This is a genomic window from Microbacterium gorillae (genome assembly GCF_050990725.1).
In the GTDB taxonomy this organism is placed as follows: Bacteria; Actinomycetota; Actinomycetes; order Actinomycetales; family Microbacteriaceae; genus Microbacterium; species Microbacterium gorillae_A.
On the sequence record NZ_CP158844.1, the window covers coordinates 666,029 to 683,967 of the forward strand.

A 17,939-nucleotide genomic window follows, 5' to 3' on the forward strand; every position below is an offset into this window, starting at 1 on the left:
GCTGGGCTCATGGCCGAGAACGTCGTCCCCCACAGCGATCGTGAGCGCGCGCACGACCCTCGTGACTCGGACGGCGAGATCGCCGCTACTGAGGCCCTCACCGACGAGAACCAGACCGACGGCGATCCGGCTGCGGTCGACGAAGCCCGTCCTGACTCCCACCAGATGGATTCTGCCGAGGGCGAGGGCGAGGGCGAGGGCCCGGACGTGGATGCGGATGACGCCACCATCGCCGCCACCTCCACCGCCCTCGTGAGCGACGCCGTCGTCGACGAGGCGATCACCACGGCGACCGCGTGGCTCAGCACGGCGGCGGCGTCCGATGAGCCGCGCATCGCCGAAGTGCTGGCCGATGCCGACGGCGTCGCCTTCGCTCGGGCGTTCGTGGACGGCGTGCTGCGCCCGGAGAGCCTGTCCGCGGCGGCGGGCAATCTGCACAGACTCGGTACCGACGTTCCCGCCGCGCTCCCGTGGCACCTTCGCGGTGCGGTGCGAGTCGGAGCCGCGGTCGCCCCCGTGCTGCCCGCCCCGGTGGTTCCGTTGTCACGTCGGCTGCTGCGGGAGCGCATCGCGCCGCTGAGCATCGACGGACGCCGGATCGCCACGTCGATCGCCGCACTGCGGGAGCGATACGGCACGGAGCGGCCGATGGAGCTGCGCGTGCCGAGTGTACCGATCACCGGGATGGAGCGTCTGAATGCCCGCCTGGAGCAGGTCGTCGAGCTCATCCAGCGTGACGATGTGACGGCTGTCGCGGTGCCGCTCGCGCTGGTGCGTGGTCCGGAGCTGCCCTGGGCCTTCGACGATCAGGTCGACGCGACGACCGCTCGCCTGCGACCCCTGATCGAGTCCGCGCTGGCGACCGGCACCGCTCTCACGCTCGAGGTCGAGCTCGCCTCGGAGCTGGATCTCGCCGTCGCCGTTCTGATCCAGGCCCTGGAGGAGCCTGCTCAGGCCTCGGCCCTCCTGGGCATCGCCTTCTCGGCTGCGTTGCCGGATGCTCTGCCCACCCTGCAGCAGCTGGCGGCGTGGGCCCGTAGCCGAGACATCGGTGACGCCGCGCCGCTGGCCGTGCGCATCCACATGGGCATCGATCCCCGCGAGCGCGTGGAGGCCGCGATCGGCGGCTGGCCGCTCGCGGTGTACGACACCATCGAGGACGTTCGGGCGAATGCGATCGGACTGATCCGTGAGGCACTGGCACCGGACGCGGACAGCGGTGTCAGCCTGGTGCTCGACACGTTCGATCCGTACGTCCTCGCATACGCGCGCGTGCTCGCGGCGCGTGCCGAGCGCACCATCGGGCTGCATGTGCACCCGGGCGTGCTGCCGGCCCAGGAGCGTGCGATCCTTGCCGATGTTCCCGGCGTGGTGCTGAGCGTGCCGGTCCTGCTTGCGGACTCGGGAGTCGATGTCGCGGTGATGCTCTCCGCACTGCTGGATGAGCGCGAAGAAGGCGGAGCGCTCAGCGCTGCGGTCGCGGTGGTTGACGACGGCGAATCGCGCGAGCGCGCGGCGGCTGCGCTGCGGGTTGCGGTCGAACGCGCCGGCGCGATCGTGACCGGTCCGCGGCGGGTGCAGGATCGCGCTCATCCCGAAGCGTCCGCCGACACCCGCCTGGTGCGTGCGCCGGCAACGAACGACGAATCGGGACTCACGCAGGAGGTGATCGGCATCGCGCGTGCCTCGGCCGCTACCGACACCAGCCCGATCGCGCCCGCCGAGGGCCTTCTTTTCGGCGGCGCGCCGTTCGTGGAGACGGCGGTGTTCTCAGCACGGGAGAACCCCGGCGGTGCGCTGGGTGCCCCCGGCTTCCGCAACGCGCCTGTGAGTGATCCCAGCACCGCCGCGAACCGGGAGTGGGCACGTGGGGTGATCGCCCAGATGATCGATGCGGGCGTCCCCGCAGAAGACGACGCCGAGTCCGGCGACCTCGAGGCGACGGTGCGCACCGTGCATGATTCCGCCGAGGACTGGCGTGCGCTCCCGGCGACGGAGCGCTCGGCGGTGCTCCGACGGTTCGCGCTGTTGTTCGATGCACAACGTGGTGAGTTCATCGCTCGCGCGAGTGCCGCACTTTTCGTCGATGCTGACGCCGACGCGACCGCCGTGATCGACGCCGCCGCGCATGCCGCCTCGCTGGCTCGGGAACTCGACGCCGTCAGCGGCGCGGTGTTCGTACCCGCGCACGTGACCGCCGTATCGGTTCACGGTGCGGCCAGCGCAGCCGAGGTCGCCGCCGAGATGTTCGCAGCGCTCGCTGCCGGATCCGGCGTGATCGTGCTCGCCACCCGCATCTCGCGCGAGCAGCTCCTGATGATCCACCAGGTGCTGCACGAGGCGGATCTGCCTGACGGACTCCTCGCTGTGGTCGAAGGAACGGATCGGGAAGTGCTCGCGGTCGAGAGCATCGACCGGCTCGTTCGCGTCGGAGCTCGGGATGCCCTGCCTGCTCCCACCACCGTTGTCGCTGATCGGGGGCCCGGAGTCAACGCGGTGATCGTGACACCGTCCGCGGACCTGGACCGCGCAGCCGCTGACGTCGTCGTCGGCGCGTTCTCCCGCGCGGGACAGGGCCCGGACGCCACCGCGGCGGTCGTTCTCGTCGGCTCGGTGGGACGATCTCGACGCTTCATCGACGCTCTCGTCGACGGGGCTCGCTCGCTGAACGTCGGACACCCCGAAGATCCGCGAGCCGTGGTGGGACCGCTCGCGGCCGCTGCCGATGGAGATGAGCTGGCCGCTCTCACACAGCCGGCCGAGGGCGAGTCCTGGTGGCTGGAGCCGCGTCGCATCGATGACCGGTTGTGGACTCCCGGCATCCTCGGCGGGGTGCGGGCCAGTTCGCTCCTGCTGACGCGTGCGGTGGCCGCTCCCGTGCTCGCTGTCGTGACGGTGTCCACCCTTGCGGAGGCCGTCGAACTGCAGAACGCGCTGCCCACCGCCCGCGTCGCGGGGCTGCACACGCAGGACCCAGTCGACCTCGCACACTGGCTCGAGACGGCTCATTCGGCGGCGCTCGTGGTCAATCGACCCACCACGGGGGCGCGAGCGCAGCGTCGCCCCGTGCATTCGTGGACCGAGGTCGGCGCGATTGCGGCGAGCGGCGGGCCCCACCACCTCATCGGATTCGGAACGTGGCGTGCGACCGCGGGGGGAGCGCCATCCTCGACGCTTCACCTGCGCGGTCTCGATGCTCGCGTCGTGGCGATCATCGAAGCCGCCCAGCCCGACCTCGACTACACCTCCTTCGACGCGGTGCGTCGTGGCGCGCTCTCGGACGCGGTTGCCTGGGATCGTGAGTTCGGGCGGGTGAAGGACGCGTCGGGTCTACGCTTCGAGCGTCACCTGCTGCGCTACCGACGCACGGAGGTCGCGGTTCGCGCGACGGACGATGCCGCTGTGGGAGACATCGTCCGCAGTCTCGTGGCGGCAGTGCGAACGGGCAGCGACGTGACACTCTCGCGTCCGGTCGGCTTGCCCGCGGGCGTCCGCCATGCGCTGGCGGAGCAGGGAATTCCGGTCTTCGTCGAGGACGACGCACAGTGGGTCGAGCGGGTTCGCCAGACGGGTGTGCGCCGCGTTCGTGTGATCGGGGCGGTCGCCAACGAGGCGGTATCGCTGCTACGGGAGGCCACCGCGCAGGCGCCCGTCACGGTGTTCGCGGACGAGGTCACCACGGCGGGCCGGCTCGAGCTGCTGCCGTACCTGCGCGAGCAGGCGATCTCCCTCACCGCCCACCGAGGCGGTCGCATCGACACCTTCTCGGCCGCTGTCATCTAGCGTCTTCGCGGTACGGGCGGAGCAGTGCTCCGAGCGGAGATGGAAAACGCCGCGCGGATCGTCATCTGGGCGGCGTTTTCCATCTCCCGACTGCGCCCCGCGGGGCTTCGGGAGATCCCTGCTTCCGCGACGGCCATCGGTTTGGGATACTGGACTCGGCGTGCTCGGATCGTCGGCTTCACACAGCTCCGCCGAGCCCCTGGACAGCGTCCGCCGCACTCTCATGAGGAGACATATGTCGACGCAGGAAACCGCCCCGTCCACCACGGTCGCACTCGCCCCCGAACGGGTGGCGCAGCACCGTCGCTACCTGATGTGCCGGCCCGAGCACTTCACGGTGGATTACACGATCAACCCGTGGATGGACCCCGCGAAGCCCACCGACACCGCGAAGGCCGTGGCGCAGTGGCAGAAGCTCTACGACCTGTACCTGGAGCTCGGTCATGAGGTCGAGCTGATCGATCCGCTGCCCGGCTACCCGGACATGGTCTACACCGCCAACGGGGGCTTCCTGATCGACGGCATCGCCTACGGGCCGAAGTTCCGCTTCGTTGAGCGTCAGGGTGAGGGGCCTGCCTTCATCGACTGGTTCCGCGAGCAGGGCTACGACACCCGCGAGCCGCGCGAGACCAACGAGGGCGAGGGTGACTTCCTGCTCGCCGGCGACGTGATCCTCGCCGGCGTGGGCTTCCGCTCCAGCGACGCCAGCCAGGACGAACTCCGCGAGATCTTCGGTCGTGAGGTGGTCTCCCTCACGCTGATCGATCCGCGCTTCTACCACCTGGACACAGCCCTCGCGATCCTCGACCCGGTCGTCGAGCCCGGCGCCGAGGTGGGTGTGGCCTACCTTCCGCACGCCTTCGACGAGCGCAGCCAGGCGATCCTCGCCGAGCGCTTCCCGAACGCGATCCTGGTCTCTGACGAGGACGGTGCCGTGTTCGGCCTGAACTCCGCCAGCGACGGACGCAACGTGATCATCTCCCCGCGTGCCACCGGCTTCGAGAAGCAGCTGCGCGAGCGCGGCTACGTTCCGCACCTGGTCGACCTGTCCGAGCTCCTGCTCGGCGGCGGCGGCATCAAGTGCTGCACCCTGGAACTGCGCGGGGCGCGAGCATGACCGACACCGTCGCCACCTCGGAGGCCGTCTTCCCGGGCGAGGATCACCTCGCGCACAACTATCACCCGCTTCCCGTCTCCGTCTCGCACGGCGAGGGTGCGTGGGTCACGGATGTCGAGGGTAAGCGGTACCTGGACTTGCTGTCGGCATACTCGGCGCTGAACTTCGGGCACGGCCACCCGGCGATCCTCGCGGCGGCCCACCGCCAGCTGGATCGCCTCACGCTCACCAGCCGGGCGTTCCACAACGATCAGCTCGGACCGTTCGCGGAGGCGCTCGCCGTGCTCTGCGGCAAGGATCTCGTGCTGCCGATGAACACCGGCGCCGAGGCCGTGGAGACGGGCATCAAGGTGGCGCGCGCCTGGGGCTACCGCGTGAAGGGCGTCGCCGAGGGGCGGGCGAAGATCATCGTGGCCGACGGCAACTTCCACGGCCGCACCACCACGATCGTGAGCTTCAGCGACGACCCCACCGCCCGTGAGGGCTTCGGTCCCTTCACGCCGGGCTTCGTGCGCGTCCCCTTCGGGGACGCCGAGGCGATCCGTACGGCCATCGACGACGACACCGTCGCTGTGCTGGTCGAGCCGATCCAGGGCGAGGCCGGTGTGATCATTCCGCCGGACGGCTACCTGCGGGAGATCCGTCAGATCACCGCGGAGCGCAACGTGCTCTTCATCGCCGATGAGATCCAGTCGGGCCTCGCACGCGTGGGCACCACCTTCGCGTGCGACCGCGAGGGCGTCGTCCCCGACGTGTACCTGCTGGGCAAGGCGCTCGGTGGCGGCGTGCTGCCGGTATCGGCGGTCGCGGCCAACGCCGATGTGCTCGGCGTCATCCGACCCGGAGAGCACGGCTCGACGTTCGGCGGGAACCCGCTCGCGGCAGCGGTCGGACTGCAGGTGGTCTCGATGCTCGCCACCGGTGAGTTCCAGGAGCGCGCGCGTGCCCTGGGGGAGCACCTGTCCGAGAAGCTGCACGCTCTGGTCGGCCACGGCGTCACCGCCGTGCGCGTGGCGGGGCTGTGGGCAGGCGTCGACATCGATCCCGCCCGCGGCACCGGACGCGAGATCGCCGAGAAGCTGCTCGAGCGCGGCGTGCTGGTGAAGGACACCCACGGCCAGACCGTGCGGATCGCACCGCCGATCGTGGTGCGCGCCACCGAACTGGATTGGGCGGTCGAGCAGCTGCACCTCGTGCTCGGCGACTGAGCGACGTACCCTCCGATCCGCGGTTCCGGTTCTCCGGGGCCGCGGATCGTGGTTTCCGGGGACCCTGATTTTTTCCCTGATTGTGGCGCGCGGCCCGCGCCGTGAGACGGGACCGATGCCTGCCGACACTTAGGGTGGAACGGTGAGGAGGGGTTGATGGGCGCACGACTGGCTCATGCTGCTCATGCGCGTCCGCCACGACAGATCTGGCGGGTGCTGCGCATCCTCGTCGGATCCGTTCTGACGGCCGTTCTGCTGCTGGGGATCGGCGCCGGTGTCGGTTGGTGGTCTCGGCTTCCGGAGATCGCGGTGACGCGCGCGGAACCGCCCCTTCCGCGCAGTGTCGGCACCCCATCACCGAAGCCGATCACCGCCATCTGCACCCCGCAGGAGAAGCCGCTGATCCTGCTCACCGGAAGCTCCACCGTGGACGAGTGGAAGAGCTCCGACACGGACCTCAAGCCGCTGCGCACGGAGAACATCGGCATGGGGGCGACCACGATGAAGGATCAGCTGCTGTACGTGCGCCGGATCATTCCGACCGTGGAGCCGGACGTCATCGTGCTCTATTCCGGGGCGAACGACGTGGCGATCGGCACCAAGCCCGCCGATGTGGTCGCCGACGTGCGCGCATTCGCGGATGAGGCGCGTCAGCATCTGCCGAACGTCGTGATCTACTTCGTGTCGATCAACGATGTCCCCGCGCGTGCCCGCAACGGGAAAGAGGTCGACGCCGTCAGCGCGGCGATCGCGGCTCTGGCGACCCCGGACGGACCGCTGCGCTTCATCGACACCGAGACTCCGCTGCTCGGCGGCGGCAGCGCCCCCAACGCCGCGCTGTTCCGTCCGGACGGAATCCACCTGAACACGGACGGCTACAAGATCTTCTCGAAGGTGATCCGCGACCGGCTGCTGGCCGACGGCTGGGACGAGATTCCCTGCGTCTGAGCCCCCTTGCCCCGGAGGTTCACATGGCGGGAGTGAAACGGCGGGGCGGGTGCGTGCGTGCCACGAGGTCGCGGAGCGTCTGGAGATCGCCGCTGATGGCGCCCGCCGCGCGCCCCTGGACGAGGATGTTGCCGAGCGCCGTCGCTTCCACGGGACCTGCCAGCACCGGCAGCCCGGAGCGATCGGCGGTGCGCTGGCACAGCAGGTCGTTGAGTGCCCCGCCGCCCACCAGGTGAATCGTCTGCAGGTCCACGTCGCCGAGTCGGGCCGCGGTGCGCGCCGTGTCGGCGAAGGCCTGAGCGAGGGACTCGATGATGCTCCGCGTGATCGCCGCGCGGCCCGTCGGTGCCGGGACGCCGTGCTCGGCGAACCAGTCCGCGATGCGCGCGGGCATATCACCCGGGGGCAGGAAGCGCGGGTCGTCCACGTCGAAGACCGGGACGTCCTCCGTGACGGCGGCGGCCTCGGACAGAAGCGCGGGCAGCTCGATCGTCGTGCCCTCACGCTCCCATCCGCGAACCGTCTCGCTCAACACCCACAGGCCCATCACGTTGTGCAACAGGCGGATGCGACCGTCGACGCCGCCCTCGTTGGTGAAGCGCGCCTCGCGCGCCTCATCGGTGAGCACGGGGGAGGGGACCTCCACGCCCACCAGCCCCCAGGTGCCGCAGGAGATGTAGGCGGCGGTGGTGGGGTCCATCGGGACAGCGACCACCGCGGAGGCGGTGTCGTGGGAGCCGACCGCGGTGACGTGCACCGGTGCCGTTGCACCGAGAGCCGCCGCCACATCGTCCCGCAGCGTGCCGATGGTCTCGTCCGGTGAGATGAGCTTCGCGAGCAGTGAGCGGTCGATGCCCAGGGTGGTGATGAGCTCTTCGTCCCATTCGCCCGTCGTCGCATTCAGAAGTCCGGTGGTCGAGGCATTGGTGCGCTCGGCCACTCGCTCGCCCGTGAGCTGGAAGGCGAGCAGATCCGGGATGAGCAGCAGGTCGTCGGCGATATCGAGGACGGCGGAATCCTCCGCGGCGAGCTGATAGAGCGTGGTGAAGGGGAGGAACTGCAGGCCGTTGCGGGAGAAGAGCTCGTCGTAGGACACGCGCTCGTGCACGCGGTCGACGCCCACCGCCGTGCGCTCGTCGCGGTAGTGGAACGGCTCGCCGAGCATGCGCTCGCCGCGCAGCAGCGCGTAGTCCACGGCCCAGGAGTCGATGCCGATCGATGTGATCTCCGGTGCCTCGCGCAGCGCCGCGCGCAGGCCCTCCATCACATGCGCGTACAGGGCGGTGAGGTCCCAGTGCAGGCCGGACGCCAGCGGTACGGGGCCGTTGGGAAAGCGCGCCACCGACGTCATCTCCAGGGTGTCTGCACCCACGCGACCCACGATCACGCGGCCGCTGGTGGCGCCCAGATCGACGGCCGCGACGGCGATGGCGCGGGAGGATTCGGCAGCGTTCATGGTCCCTCGGAGATCTCGGAGTACGGCGTATTGAAACGATACATTATTGGGCGATCGGGCGGAGTTCCCTCCCGACCCCCGCCAGCATGAGCTGTACCATGCCGCCGACGAGCGCTTCGCCGAGGCGACGGCACTCGACGACGTGCGCTGACGGTGGTGCCGGGCCGGTGGTCTCAGCTGCCGCTGTTTCGGCGCTGGTGTCTCACCTCTTCTGAGACCAATGCGGACGGTGGTCTCAGTTGGGGTGTTTGGGTCCATCGCCGTCGACGGCTTCTAAGACCAGTCGTTGCGCGATGTCGACGTGGAGCCGGAGGCGGGGATGAAGGGGGGGCGAAGGGCGGAGCCGAAACACCGACCCCGCCCGTCGCGTCTGAGAACTTACGCGCCCCAGCCGGCCTGCTGGCCGCCGACGCGGTCGGCCTCGATCTTCTCCTGGTACCCCGACGCGGCGAAGGCTGCCATCGGGTCGCGGGGGAGACCGCGGGACTCACGCCAGTCGGCGAGAGCGGGGCGGACGTCGGTGTAGAAGGCGTCCATGAACACGGCGTTGGCGCCGAGCACGTCGCCGGACACCTGGGCCGCGCGCAGAGCGTCGGTGTCCACCGACAGCGCACGTGCGGTCATCTCCTGCACGTTGAGCACCGAGCGGATCTGGCCGGCGATCTTGTTCTCCACGTTGTGGCACTGGTCGAGCATGAAGGCGACGTCGGGGTTGTTCAGCGCGCCGCCGCGGATCACCTCGAAGAGGATGCGGAACAGCTGGAACGGGTCGGCGGCACCCACGATGAGGTCGTCGTCGGCGTAGAAACGCGAGTTGAAGTCGAACGAGCCGAGCTTTCCGAGGCGCATGAGCTGCATCACGATGAACTCGATGTTGGTGCCCGGCGCGTGGTGGCCGGTGTCGAGGCAGACCATGGCGCGGTCGCCGAGAGCGGCCACCTGGGCGTACGACGTCCCCCAGTCCGGAACATCGGTGTGGTAGAACGCCGGCTCGAAGAACTTGTACTCCAGCACCAGGCGCTGCTCACCCGTCAGACGGTCGTAGATCTTCTGGAGGGACTCGTGCAGGCGGTCCTGGCGACCACGCAGATCAGCCTGACCCGGGTAGTTCGACCCCTCGGCCAGCCAGATCTTCAGGTCGCGGGAGCCGGTGGCGTCCATCACGTCGATGCACTCGAAGTGGTGATCGATCGCCTTCTGACGGATACGGGGGTCCTCGTGCGTGAGGGCGCCGAACTTGTAGTCGTCGTCCTGGAACGTGTTCGAGTTGATCGTCCCGAGGCTGACACCGAGGTCCTCCGCGTGGCGACGCAGCGCGCCGAAGTCGTCGACCAGATCCCACGGGATGTGCAGCGCCACGGACGGGGCCAGCGCGGTGAGGCGATTCACCTCGGCGGCGTCGGCGATCTTCTCGAACGGGTCACGCGGGGTGCCGGCGGTGCCGAACACCTTGAACCGGGTTCCGGAGTTTCCGAACGCCCATGACGGCAGCTCGATCGACTGCTTCTCCAGTTCGGAGAGGGTTTCCGGGGTGAGGGACGACATCAGTTCTCGCTTTCGCTGGGGATGGCCTGGAGCTGCTGCTCCAGGTTGAAGACTTCGGCGAGGGGGGTCGCGGCCTGATCCGCCCGCCCCTCGAGACCGATGAAGAACGGCGCCATGTCCGCTTCCCATCGGCTGGCGACCTCAGACGCTGCCAGGTACGCCCGAGCGGCTTCTTCGTCATCGCACTCGTAGCTGCCGAACAGCGTGCTGTGTTCGCGGTCGAGGAAGATCGAGTAGTTGCGCCGCCCGGCGGCGGCGATCTCGGTGAGCATCTCCGGCCACACGGGGCTGTGCCGCGCGATGTACTCGTCGAGCATTTCGGGCCGCACCTGCAGGATGAAGGCGTAGCGGGACATGGCACTCCTTTGTGTGAGCCGCGGGTGACGACAGGGCGCTGGACAAATCTGAATCGTTTCACGACGATAGTCTGAGTGTTCGGGGCAGTCAAGCGCCCCCGAGGAGGAACGGTCGTCGTGACGGTCAGCGTGAAAGATGTCGCCCAGGCGGCGTCCGTGTCGGTGGGGACTGTCTCGAACGTGCTCAACCGTCCACACAAGGTCGCGGCGGCCACGGTCGAGCGGGTGCAAGCGGCCATCGAGGAGCTCGGCTTCGTGCGCAATGACGCGGCGCGCCAGCTGCGGGCCGGGCGCAGCCGCTCCATCGGACTGGTCGTGCTGGACAGTGCAAACCCGTTCTTCGCTCAGGTCGCCCGCGGCGCCGAGGAACGGGCCGCCGCCGAGGGGATGTCGGTTCTCCTCGGCAACAGCGATCAGAGCGACATCCGCGAGGCCGCGTACATCGACCTGTTCCGCGAACAGCGCGTCAACGGCGTGCTCCTCACCCCCACCGCGGACGACACGGCCGCTGTGGCGCGGCTCGCCGAGGCGAACATCCCCCTCGTTCTGGTGGATGCTGAGCTGCCCGATACTGCGGTGCCATCGGTCTCGGTCGACGACCTGGAGGGTGGCCACCTCGCCGCATCGCACCTGCTGGCGCTCGGTCGGCGACGGATCGCCTTCGTGGGCGGGCCGCTCTCGATCCGCCAGGTCTCCGATCGCCTCGCCGGAGCGCGTCGCGCGCTCGAGGAGCACCCCGATGCCGTGCTCGAGGTGATCGAGCAGGATGCCATGACGGTGCTCGCCGGTCGCGCCGCGGGAGAGGCCATCGCGCATCGTCCCGCCGATGAACGGCCCGACGCGGTGTTCTGTGCGAACGACCTGCTCGCTGTCGGCGTGATGCAGGGCGCTTCTCTGCTGGGCGACATCCGCATTCCCGACGATCTCGCGTTGATCGGCTACGACGACATCGACTTCGCCCAGTCCACGGTGGTGCCGCTCACCTCCGTGCGCCAACCAGCGCACGAGATGGGGGGGGTGGCGGTGGAGCTGCTGCTGGAAGCTGTGGCGTCGCCGAATGAACCGCCGCGCCGGGTCCGCTTCCGGCCCGAGCTGGTCGTCCGAGCCTCCACCCGCGGCTAGAGCTGGTCGGACCACCTACCCCTTCGACATGTTCGTTCAGGCGGGCGGCCGGTAGTACCTCACGAGTCGACGGCGTCGGTCATGTCGATCGTGGTCGGTGCTTCGCGGATGGAGGTAGCCGTGACTGAAAGGATGATGCCGGACGCAGCCGCTGGAGCGATGCCGTTGACGAAGGATCGAGCGCGCTGGTCTCGCCTTCGTAGTACATAGCGATGAGCTCGCGAGTCACCTCGTCGTATGCAAGGGCTGCAACCCGGGGGATCCGCAGTTGGTGGCCTTTGGCCTTCATGTAGCTCCGCAGATGCGTTTCCCAGACCATAAGCGAAGGGCCGGGGGGCTTGACCGCCCACACCAGCAGCCAACCCTCCTCTGGGTTGACGCTCCCGGCGATCGGAACAGTCATGCTACGACCGCGGCCAAGCGGGTCTGGGTTGTCCAGCAGGTTCTTTGCATTCCGCGCGAACGACTCCTGCGCGGTCACGTTTCCGGACAGTAGCGTCGCCCCAACGCTCAACCACCCGTAGCTCTCGCGCCGGTGCAACTCGTCGATGAGGGCCATTATGCTCGTCGACGGCATCGAAGGTTTCGGTGCGCGCGGGTTGGTATCGCGGGTGAGGTGCCAACGATCCAGCGCGTCTGTCCTGCTCGTAATAATTGCAGGTGTCTGCTGCCGAAAGCGTCGTAGAGTACCCGGACTCGGGTCAGGCAAGAACGGGAACGCTTCCTTGACTAGGACGGGATCGGGTTCAACCCACAGTCCAGCCTCGTAAAAGTAGAGGAATAGATCGAGCTCATCCGCTGCCACGAACATCACAGTCGTCATGGGGTCCCGTCGCCGCCGAAGATAGAGGAGAAATTCCGCAGGTCGGTCTACGAGTTCGGCGATCAGTTCGAAATCATGTAGCGACACCGTCCAAGGGACGTTGTCCAGATCGATAAGCCCGGCATCAACTAGCTCCGCGGTGGCCGTGAACACAGTGGGGACATCATCGAGGCTGACCGCGATGGTGTGGACCTCCCGTATGTGGGTGAGGTCCACCCACCCCTCCCCGTGTATGCGCAGCCCGCCGTCATTAATGATCCCGGAGCGCACCCGTCCTGCCTGCTCTGCCGCATTAGTGATGATGCGTCGGAGGTCACCGAGCTGCCGAGTAGTCTTCCCGGATCGCGAAAGAGCACTGAATGCGACCGCCTTGTCTTCGATGACAAACGCCACATCATCGACGAGCACGAGATGATCGCACTCCACGCGCTTGGTGTATCTTTCGACGGAGCCTGCCTCCTTCTGGGCTTCCGTTGCCGGTACAAAGAACTCGAACCCGTTCCGGTACGTCGCCGAGGGAAGGATTCTTTGGACTGCACGCAACACCCGATGCTCGAGGACCTCTCCTCGGTGCTTTGCGTAGATGTCCCATACATCATGCTTTGATTTGAGGTACTCCTCTAGCCGTTCCCTCACTGCTGGTCCCGTGTGTGCCTCATGAAGCAACATCAGCCGGCCCGCGCCGCTCGAGAGTAGGGGGCTGCGTCGCCACGGGTTGTCCCCCCGAACGAACCGCTGTGCAGCCTCCAAAGCTGTAATCCCTGATACATCAAGCGTAAAGAACGAAGTTACCCGTCCGACGCGTTCCGAGGAGAGGCCCGTCTTCGCGACAAGGTCGCTGATGCTCACCGTGACTTGCTCCGCGGATGGCTCGAACATCGACATCAGTATGTTCGCTGCGACTGCAGCCAGGCCTGGAACGTCATCACCGGACCCCTCATTGAGCTCCGTCAGTGACTGCGCGAACCGGTTCCCTCGTATGTTCAGATCCTCCACTTGAGCGGAATGACAAGCGTTCAGGACAATAAGTGCTTCGGTGGCCGTGAACCCCAGACCGCTTTCCAGCGCGGTACGTACAGCCGGGTTGCTGTCTAGCAACTCGACCGCTGTCGCCTGTAGAACATCCGCGTATGACGAGTTGCGCATTGCCACCTCTGCCCCCTGTACGCCGAGAGGCAATGAGCCCAGCGAGGAGTCCGGGTCAGTGGTACGAACCGTACGGAGCCAAGCGAGGTTCGTGACTTCATCTAGAAGCGGCATCACCTCCTGAATCGCAGCGGACATCTCATTCGGCCTAGCGGACGAAATGACCGCCTCGTCCTGTGCGCGACCCGCCATCGCGAGCAGGACTAGCAACTCCACACGCCAGGCACCCCCGTCGCGATTCGCGACAATCTCATCGGCTTGTGTGAACGGAAAGTACGCCAGTCGAGCGGTTTCAGCCAGCCTGACTGGCGTGAAGCGCGAACCTATGGCAGCAAGCTCTTCAACACAGTCAGCGAACCTCCTCTCTAAGTTCTCTTCGAAATCACCCTCAGTGTTGAGGTCAGCGATTAGCGACTGCAACGTACCCGCGGACTGCGCTATGAATTCAACGTAGGGATCTGCCTGTGCGGTCGTTTGTACCTTGGGCAGATGCCGCCGCTTCTTCGCTCGCGCTTTCAGGCGCTTAGACTTGGAGGCCATGTCATATGGAATCACGCCCCTCTGACATAGGTTCCTTTCGGGCAGCCTTCCTGCCGAAGCGGTTGTCCGCACGGCGTGGTACTCGGCTCCCCCACAGTACGTCCGGCGCGTGCGGGCGACATGGCTTCATCCGTCACTTTCATGGACGTGTCGAGCGTTGCCGATTTGTGATTTGACCGGGTCGATAGTCCATGCAGTACAGTGGCAGCACTCGAACATGAATCGATTCAGATTCGCGTGATACCTCATCGTGGAGGAAGCCGTGCAGACCAGCGACGCAGCTGTGCCAGGGAGCGATGCTCCTGTCGTTCTCGAGCTGGCCAACGTGGCCAAGTCCTTCGGCGCGGTGCTGGCACTGCGCTCCGGAACACTGCGTGTGCAGGCCGGTTCCATTCACGCGCTGATCGGCGAGAACGGAGCCGGGAAGTCCACGCTGGTGAAGATCGTGGCAGGTCTGTATCGCCGCGACAGCGGGGAGCTTCGCCTGGACGGCGAGGACGTTGACTTCGCCACGACCGCGCAGGCGAAGGCCGCCGGCGTCGCGGTGATCTACCAGGAGCCGACGCTGTTTCCCGACCTCTCCGTCACGGAGAACATCTTCATGGGTCGCCAGCTGACGGGCCGATTCGGCAAGATCGACCGTCGCGCGATGCGCCACGAGGTGGAGCGGCTGTTCACCCGCCTCGGCGTCGCGATCGATCCCGACCGCCCCGCGGAGGGCCTCTCGATCGCCGATCAGCAGGTGATCGAGATCGCGAAGGCCGTCTCCCTCGACGCGAAGCTCCTCGTGATGGACGAGCCGACCGCGGCCCTGTCGGGTGTGGAGGTCGAGCGGCTGTTCAGTATCGCGCGGAGCCTGCGCGACGAGGGACGCGGACTCATCTTCATCTCCCATCGCTTCGACGAGGTCTTCGCGCTGTGCGACACCGTCACCGTGATGCGCGACGGCGCGTACATCTCCACGATGGCGATCGCCGATACGACGCCGTCGGAACTTGTGCGCCAGATGGTGGGACGCGACGTCACCGAACTCTTCCCGAAGACCGAGGCTGCGATCGGCGAACCCCTGCTGGAGGTGACGAACCTCACCAGCCAGGGCGTCTTCCACGACATCAGCTTCACCGTGCGCGCGGGGGAGATCGTGGGACTCGCCGGCCTGGTCGGCGCGGGACGCAGCGAAGTCGCACGCGCCGTGTTCGGTGTGGACGGCTACCAGGAGGGCAGTGTCAGCATGCGGGGGGCCCCGGTCCGCCGAGGCAGACCGGTGGACGCGATGCGCGCCGGCATCGCGCTGGTGCCCGAGGACCGACGCAAGCAGGGACTCGTCGTCGATTCCGGCGTGGGACGCAACATCACGATGGCGATCCGCCGTGGTCTCGCCCGCTTCGGCCTGCTCACCACCGGCATGGAGAACAACGCCGCACGCGTGTGGGCGAGCCGACTCGAGGTGAAGGCGCACGCGCTGGACACGGTGGCGGCGACGCTCTCCGGCGGCAACCAGCAGAAGGTGGTGCTGGCCAAGTGGCTGGCCACCGAGCCCGACGTGTTGATCATCGATGAGCCCACCCGCGGCATCGACGTCGGAACCAAGTCGGAGGTGCACCGTCTGCTGTCCGAACTCGCCGGTCGGGGCATGGGCATCCTGATGATCTCGTCGGAGCTTCCCGAAGTGCTCGGCATGGCCGACCGCGTCCTTGTGATGCGTGAAGGCCGCATCACGGCGGAGATCGACCGGGCCCAGGCCACCAGCGAGAACGTGATGTTCGCCGCCACGCACGCATCGGAGCAGCACGCATGACCGCCCCGTCCACCACCCGGATCCCCGTCTCGGGTCTCACCAAGAACATCGGCGCACTCGGCAAGGCGCGCGAGTTCGGCATCCTGATCGCCCTGGCAATCGTGGTGGCCGCCGCCACCGTGAAGAACCCCAGCTTCCTTCTCAGCGCCGACGGCTGGCGCGATCTGCTGTTGACCCCGTCGATCCTCGTGCTGGTGGCCATCGGGCAGGCGATCGTGATCATCACCCGAAACGTCGACCTCTCGGTCGGCTCGGTGATGGGACTGTCCGCCTACCTCGCGGGACGCCTGTTCATCGACGCCCCGGCCCTCCCGGTGCCGGTGGTGGTGATCCTGGCGGTCGCCTTCGGCGGTGTGCTCGGGCTGATCAATGGAGCCCTGGTGGCCTACGCCCGGGTTCCCGCCATGGTGATCACGCTGGGCACGCTCTACGCCTACCGCGGCATCAACGTGATGTGGGCGGGCTCCACGCGCGTGAACGCGTCCGACATCCCCAAGGACTTCCTGGCCGTCGGCACCGGACAGCTGCTCACGATCCCGATCCTCGCGATCGTGGCGGTGATCCTCCTGGTGATCGCCGCCTGGTATATGCGCAACACCCGAGGCGGACGCGAGTACTACGCCATCGGCTCCGACCCCGCGGCCGCCGAGCTGTACGGCCTCAAGGTCACGCGTCGCGTGCTCACCGCGTTCGTGCTGTCGGGTGCTCTCGCCGGGCTGGCCGGTGTCTTCTACGTCGCCCGGTATGGCACGGTCAGCTCGCAGGCCGGAGCCGGATGGGAGCTCGACGCCGTGGGAGCGGCCGTCATCGGCGGCGTCGCCATCACCGGTGGCGTCGGCACCGTGTGGGGAGCGGCCATCGGCGCGATGCTGCTGATGACCATCAACCGGGCCCTGCCGATCCTCGGCATCCCCGACTTCTGGCAGCGCGCCGTGGTGGGCGCGCTCATCATCGGTGCGATCGTGCTGGACCGCTGGCTCGCGGTTCGGCAGCGACAGCGGCTCATCGAAGCAAGGGATCAGTCATGACCATCGCCAACACCGCATCCGCGTCGACCAACCGGGTCTCGCACGACTTCGAGAAGCCACTCTGGCGGCGCGTCCTGATCTCGCGAGAGAGCGGCATCGTCGCGCTGCTCATCCTGGTGACGCTGTACGCGACCGTGGCGGTCCGTGGCTTCGGCCAGCCCATCACGCTCAACTACCTGCTGCTGGATGTCGCCCCGATTCTGCTCATCGCCCTGCCGATGACCCTCATCATGATCACCGGAGAGATCGACCTGTCGGTGGGGAGCATGGTGGGCCTCGCCAGCGTGGTCACCGGCGCCGGCGTCCAGGCCGGGCTGCCGTTCGAGGTGGCCGCCCTGCTCGCCCTCCTCGTGGGCGCGATCGGCGGCGCGGTCAACGGATTCCTGGTGACCGTGGTGGGGCTGCCATCACTCGCCGTGACCATCGGCACCCTGGCGTTGTTCCGCGGGCTCGCGGTGGGCGTCCTCGGCACCACGGCCGTGACCGACTTCCCGGAGCTGTGGACCGCACTGGCGAAGGCGAAGATCGCCGGCACCACCATCCCGTACATCATGGTGCCCTTCGTGATCCTGCTCGTGGTGTTCGTGATCATGCTGCACTTCACCCCGTTCGGACGCGGCATCTACGCCATCGGCCTCTCCAAGGACGCCGCCCGCTTCTCCGGCATCCATGTTGAGCGCACCAAGTTCGTGCTGTTCTTGCTCTCCGGCCTGGTCGCTGCCTTCGCCGGCATCTTCTTCACGCTGCGCTTCGGCAGCGCGCGAGGCGACAACGCGACGGGACTGGAACTCCAAGTGATCGCCGCCGTGGTGCTCGGCGGGGTGTCCGTGTTCGGCGGTCGCGGCCAGCTCTACGGTGTGGTCGCCGCGGTGCTGCTGATCGGCGTGCTCTCCAGCGCTCTCCGACTGGCCAACGTGACCTCCGACGTGATCAATGTGATCACCGGTGCCTTGCTCGTGCTCTCCGTGGTGGGCGCCAGCCTGCTGGCCTGGGTGCAGAGAGCCCGACGACGGCCCGGCCGTCTCCCACGCGTCGCAGCATCCACAGCATCCTGACGCTGCGTCCCCGG

12 protein-coding genes are annotated in these 17,939 nt (G+C 67.6%); 8 read left to right on the forward strand and 4 right to left on the reverse strand.

Features of this window, described 5'->3' with window-relative positions:
• Window positions 1-9 precede the first annotated feature (9 nt).
• From ABTV68_RS02980 to ABTV68_RS02995, 4 genes are all read left to right on the forward strand, one after another.
• On the forward strand, window positions 10-3,783 hold the full coding sequence (locus ABTV68_RS02980) for a proline dehydrogenase family protein (protein WP_433676137.1): 3,774 nt from the start codon (window positions 10-12) through the stop codon (window positions 3,781-3,783).
• 235 nt (window positions 3,784-4,018) lie between these two features.
• Window positions 4,019-4,900 carry a dimethylargininase gene (ddaH, locus tag ABTV68_RS02985; protein WP_433676138.1) on the forward strand — a complete coding sequence of 294 codons (882 nt, stop codon included), beginning with the start codon at window positions 4,019-4,021 and terminating at the stop codon, window positions 4,898-4,900.
• Complete coding sequence (rocD, locus tag ABTV68_RS02990) at window positions 4,897-6,108, forward strand: ornithine--oxo-acid transaminase (RefSeq protein ID WP_433676139.1); 1,212 nt, start codon at window positions 4,897-4,899, stop codon at window positions 6,106-6,108. Before ddaH ends, rocD begins: the two co-directional genes overlap by 4 nt.
• A 156-nt stretch (window positions 6,109-6,264) precedes the next feature.
• The gene (locus ABTV68_RS02995; protein WP_433676140.1) at window positions 6,265-7,056 is read left to right on the forward strand and encodes a GDSL-type esterase/lipase family protein; all 792 of its coding nucleotides are present in this window, start codon (window positions 6,265-6,267) and stop codon (window positions 7,054-7,056) included.
• 19 nt (window positions 7,057-7,075) lie between these two features.
• Here the strand turns inward: ABTV68_RS02995 and ABTV68_RS03000 are convergent, their stop codons facing one another.
• The 3 genes from ABTV68_RS03000 to ABTV68_RS03010 form a co-directional block, all read right to left on the reverse strand.
• Complete coding sequence (locus ABTV68_RS03000) at window positions 7,076-8,512, reverse strand: rhamnulokinase (protein WP_433676141.1); 1,437 nt, start codon at window positions 8,510-8,512, stop codon at window positions 7,076-7,078.
• A 378-nt stretch (window positions 8,513-8,890) separates the two neighbouring features.
• The gene (gene rhaI / locus ABTV68_RS03005; protein ID WP_433676142.1) at window positions 8,891-10,057 is read right to left on the reverse strand and encodes an L-rhamnose isomerase; all 1,167 of its coding nucleotides are present in this window, start codon (window positions 10,055-10,057) and stop codon (window positions 8,891-8,893) included.
• Entirely contained in the window at window positions 10,057-10,413 is a 357-nt protein-coding gene (locus tag ABTV68_RS03010; RefSeq protein ID WP_433676143.1) for an L-rhamnose mutarotase, read from the reverse strand. Before ABTV68_RS03010 ends, rhaI begins: the two co-directional genes overlap by 1 nt.
• Window positions 10,414-10,530: 117 nt before the next feature.
• Here ABTV68_RS03010 and ABTV68_RS03015 point away from each other — a divergent pair, with 117 nt between their 5' ends.
• Window positions 10,531-11,535 (forward strand): LacI family DNA-binding transcriptional regulator, encoded by a 1,005-nt coding sequence (locus ABTV68_RS03015; protein ID WP_433676144.1) that lies wholly within the window; start codon window positions 10,531-10,533, stop codon window positions 11,533-11,535.
• Window positions 11,536-11,614: 79 nt separating this feature from the next.
• Here the strand turns inward: ABTV68_RS03015 and ABTV68_RS03020 are convergent, their stop codons facing one another.
• On the reverse strand, window positions 11,615-14,044 hold the full coding sequence (locus ABTV68_RS03020) for a hypothetical protein (protein WP_433676145.1): 2,430 nt from the start codon (window positions 14,042-14,044) through the stop codon (window positions 11,615-11,617).
• Window positions 14,045-14,306: 262 nt separating this feature from the next.
• On the opposite strand from ABTV68_RS03020, the gene ABTV68_RS03025 reads away from it, so the two are divergent.
• Genes ABTV68_RS03025 through ABTV68_RS03035 form a run of 3 tightly spaced genes read left to right on the forward strand, consistent with a single transcriptional unit; the run spans window position 14,307 to window position 17,925 of the window.
• On the forward strand, window positions 14,307-15,842 hold the full coding sequence (locus tag ABTV68_RS03025) for a sugar ABC transporter ATP-binding protein (RefSeq protein WP_433676146.1): 1,536 nt from the start codon (window positions 14,307-14,309) through the stop codon (window positions 15,840-15,842).
• On the forward strand, window positions 15,839-16,870 hold the full coding sequence (locus ABTV68_RS03030) for an ABC transporter permease (RefSeq protein ID WP_433676147.1): 1,032 nt from the start codon (window positions 15,839-15,841) through the stop codon (window positions 16,868-16,870). The genes ABTV68_RS03025 and ABTV68_RS03030 overlap by 4 nt, the downstream gene beginning before the upstream one ends.
• Entirely contained in the window at window positions 16,867-17,925 is a 1,059-nt protein-coding gene (locus tag ABTV68_RS03035; protein ID WP_433676148.1) for an ABC transporter permease, read from the forward strand. Before ABTV68_RS03030 ends, ABTV68_RS03035 begins: the two co-directional genes overlap by 4 nt.
• The last annotated feature ends 14 nt before the right edge of the window (window positions 17,926-17,939 follow it).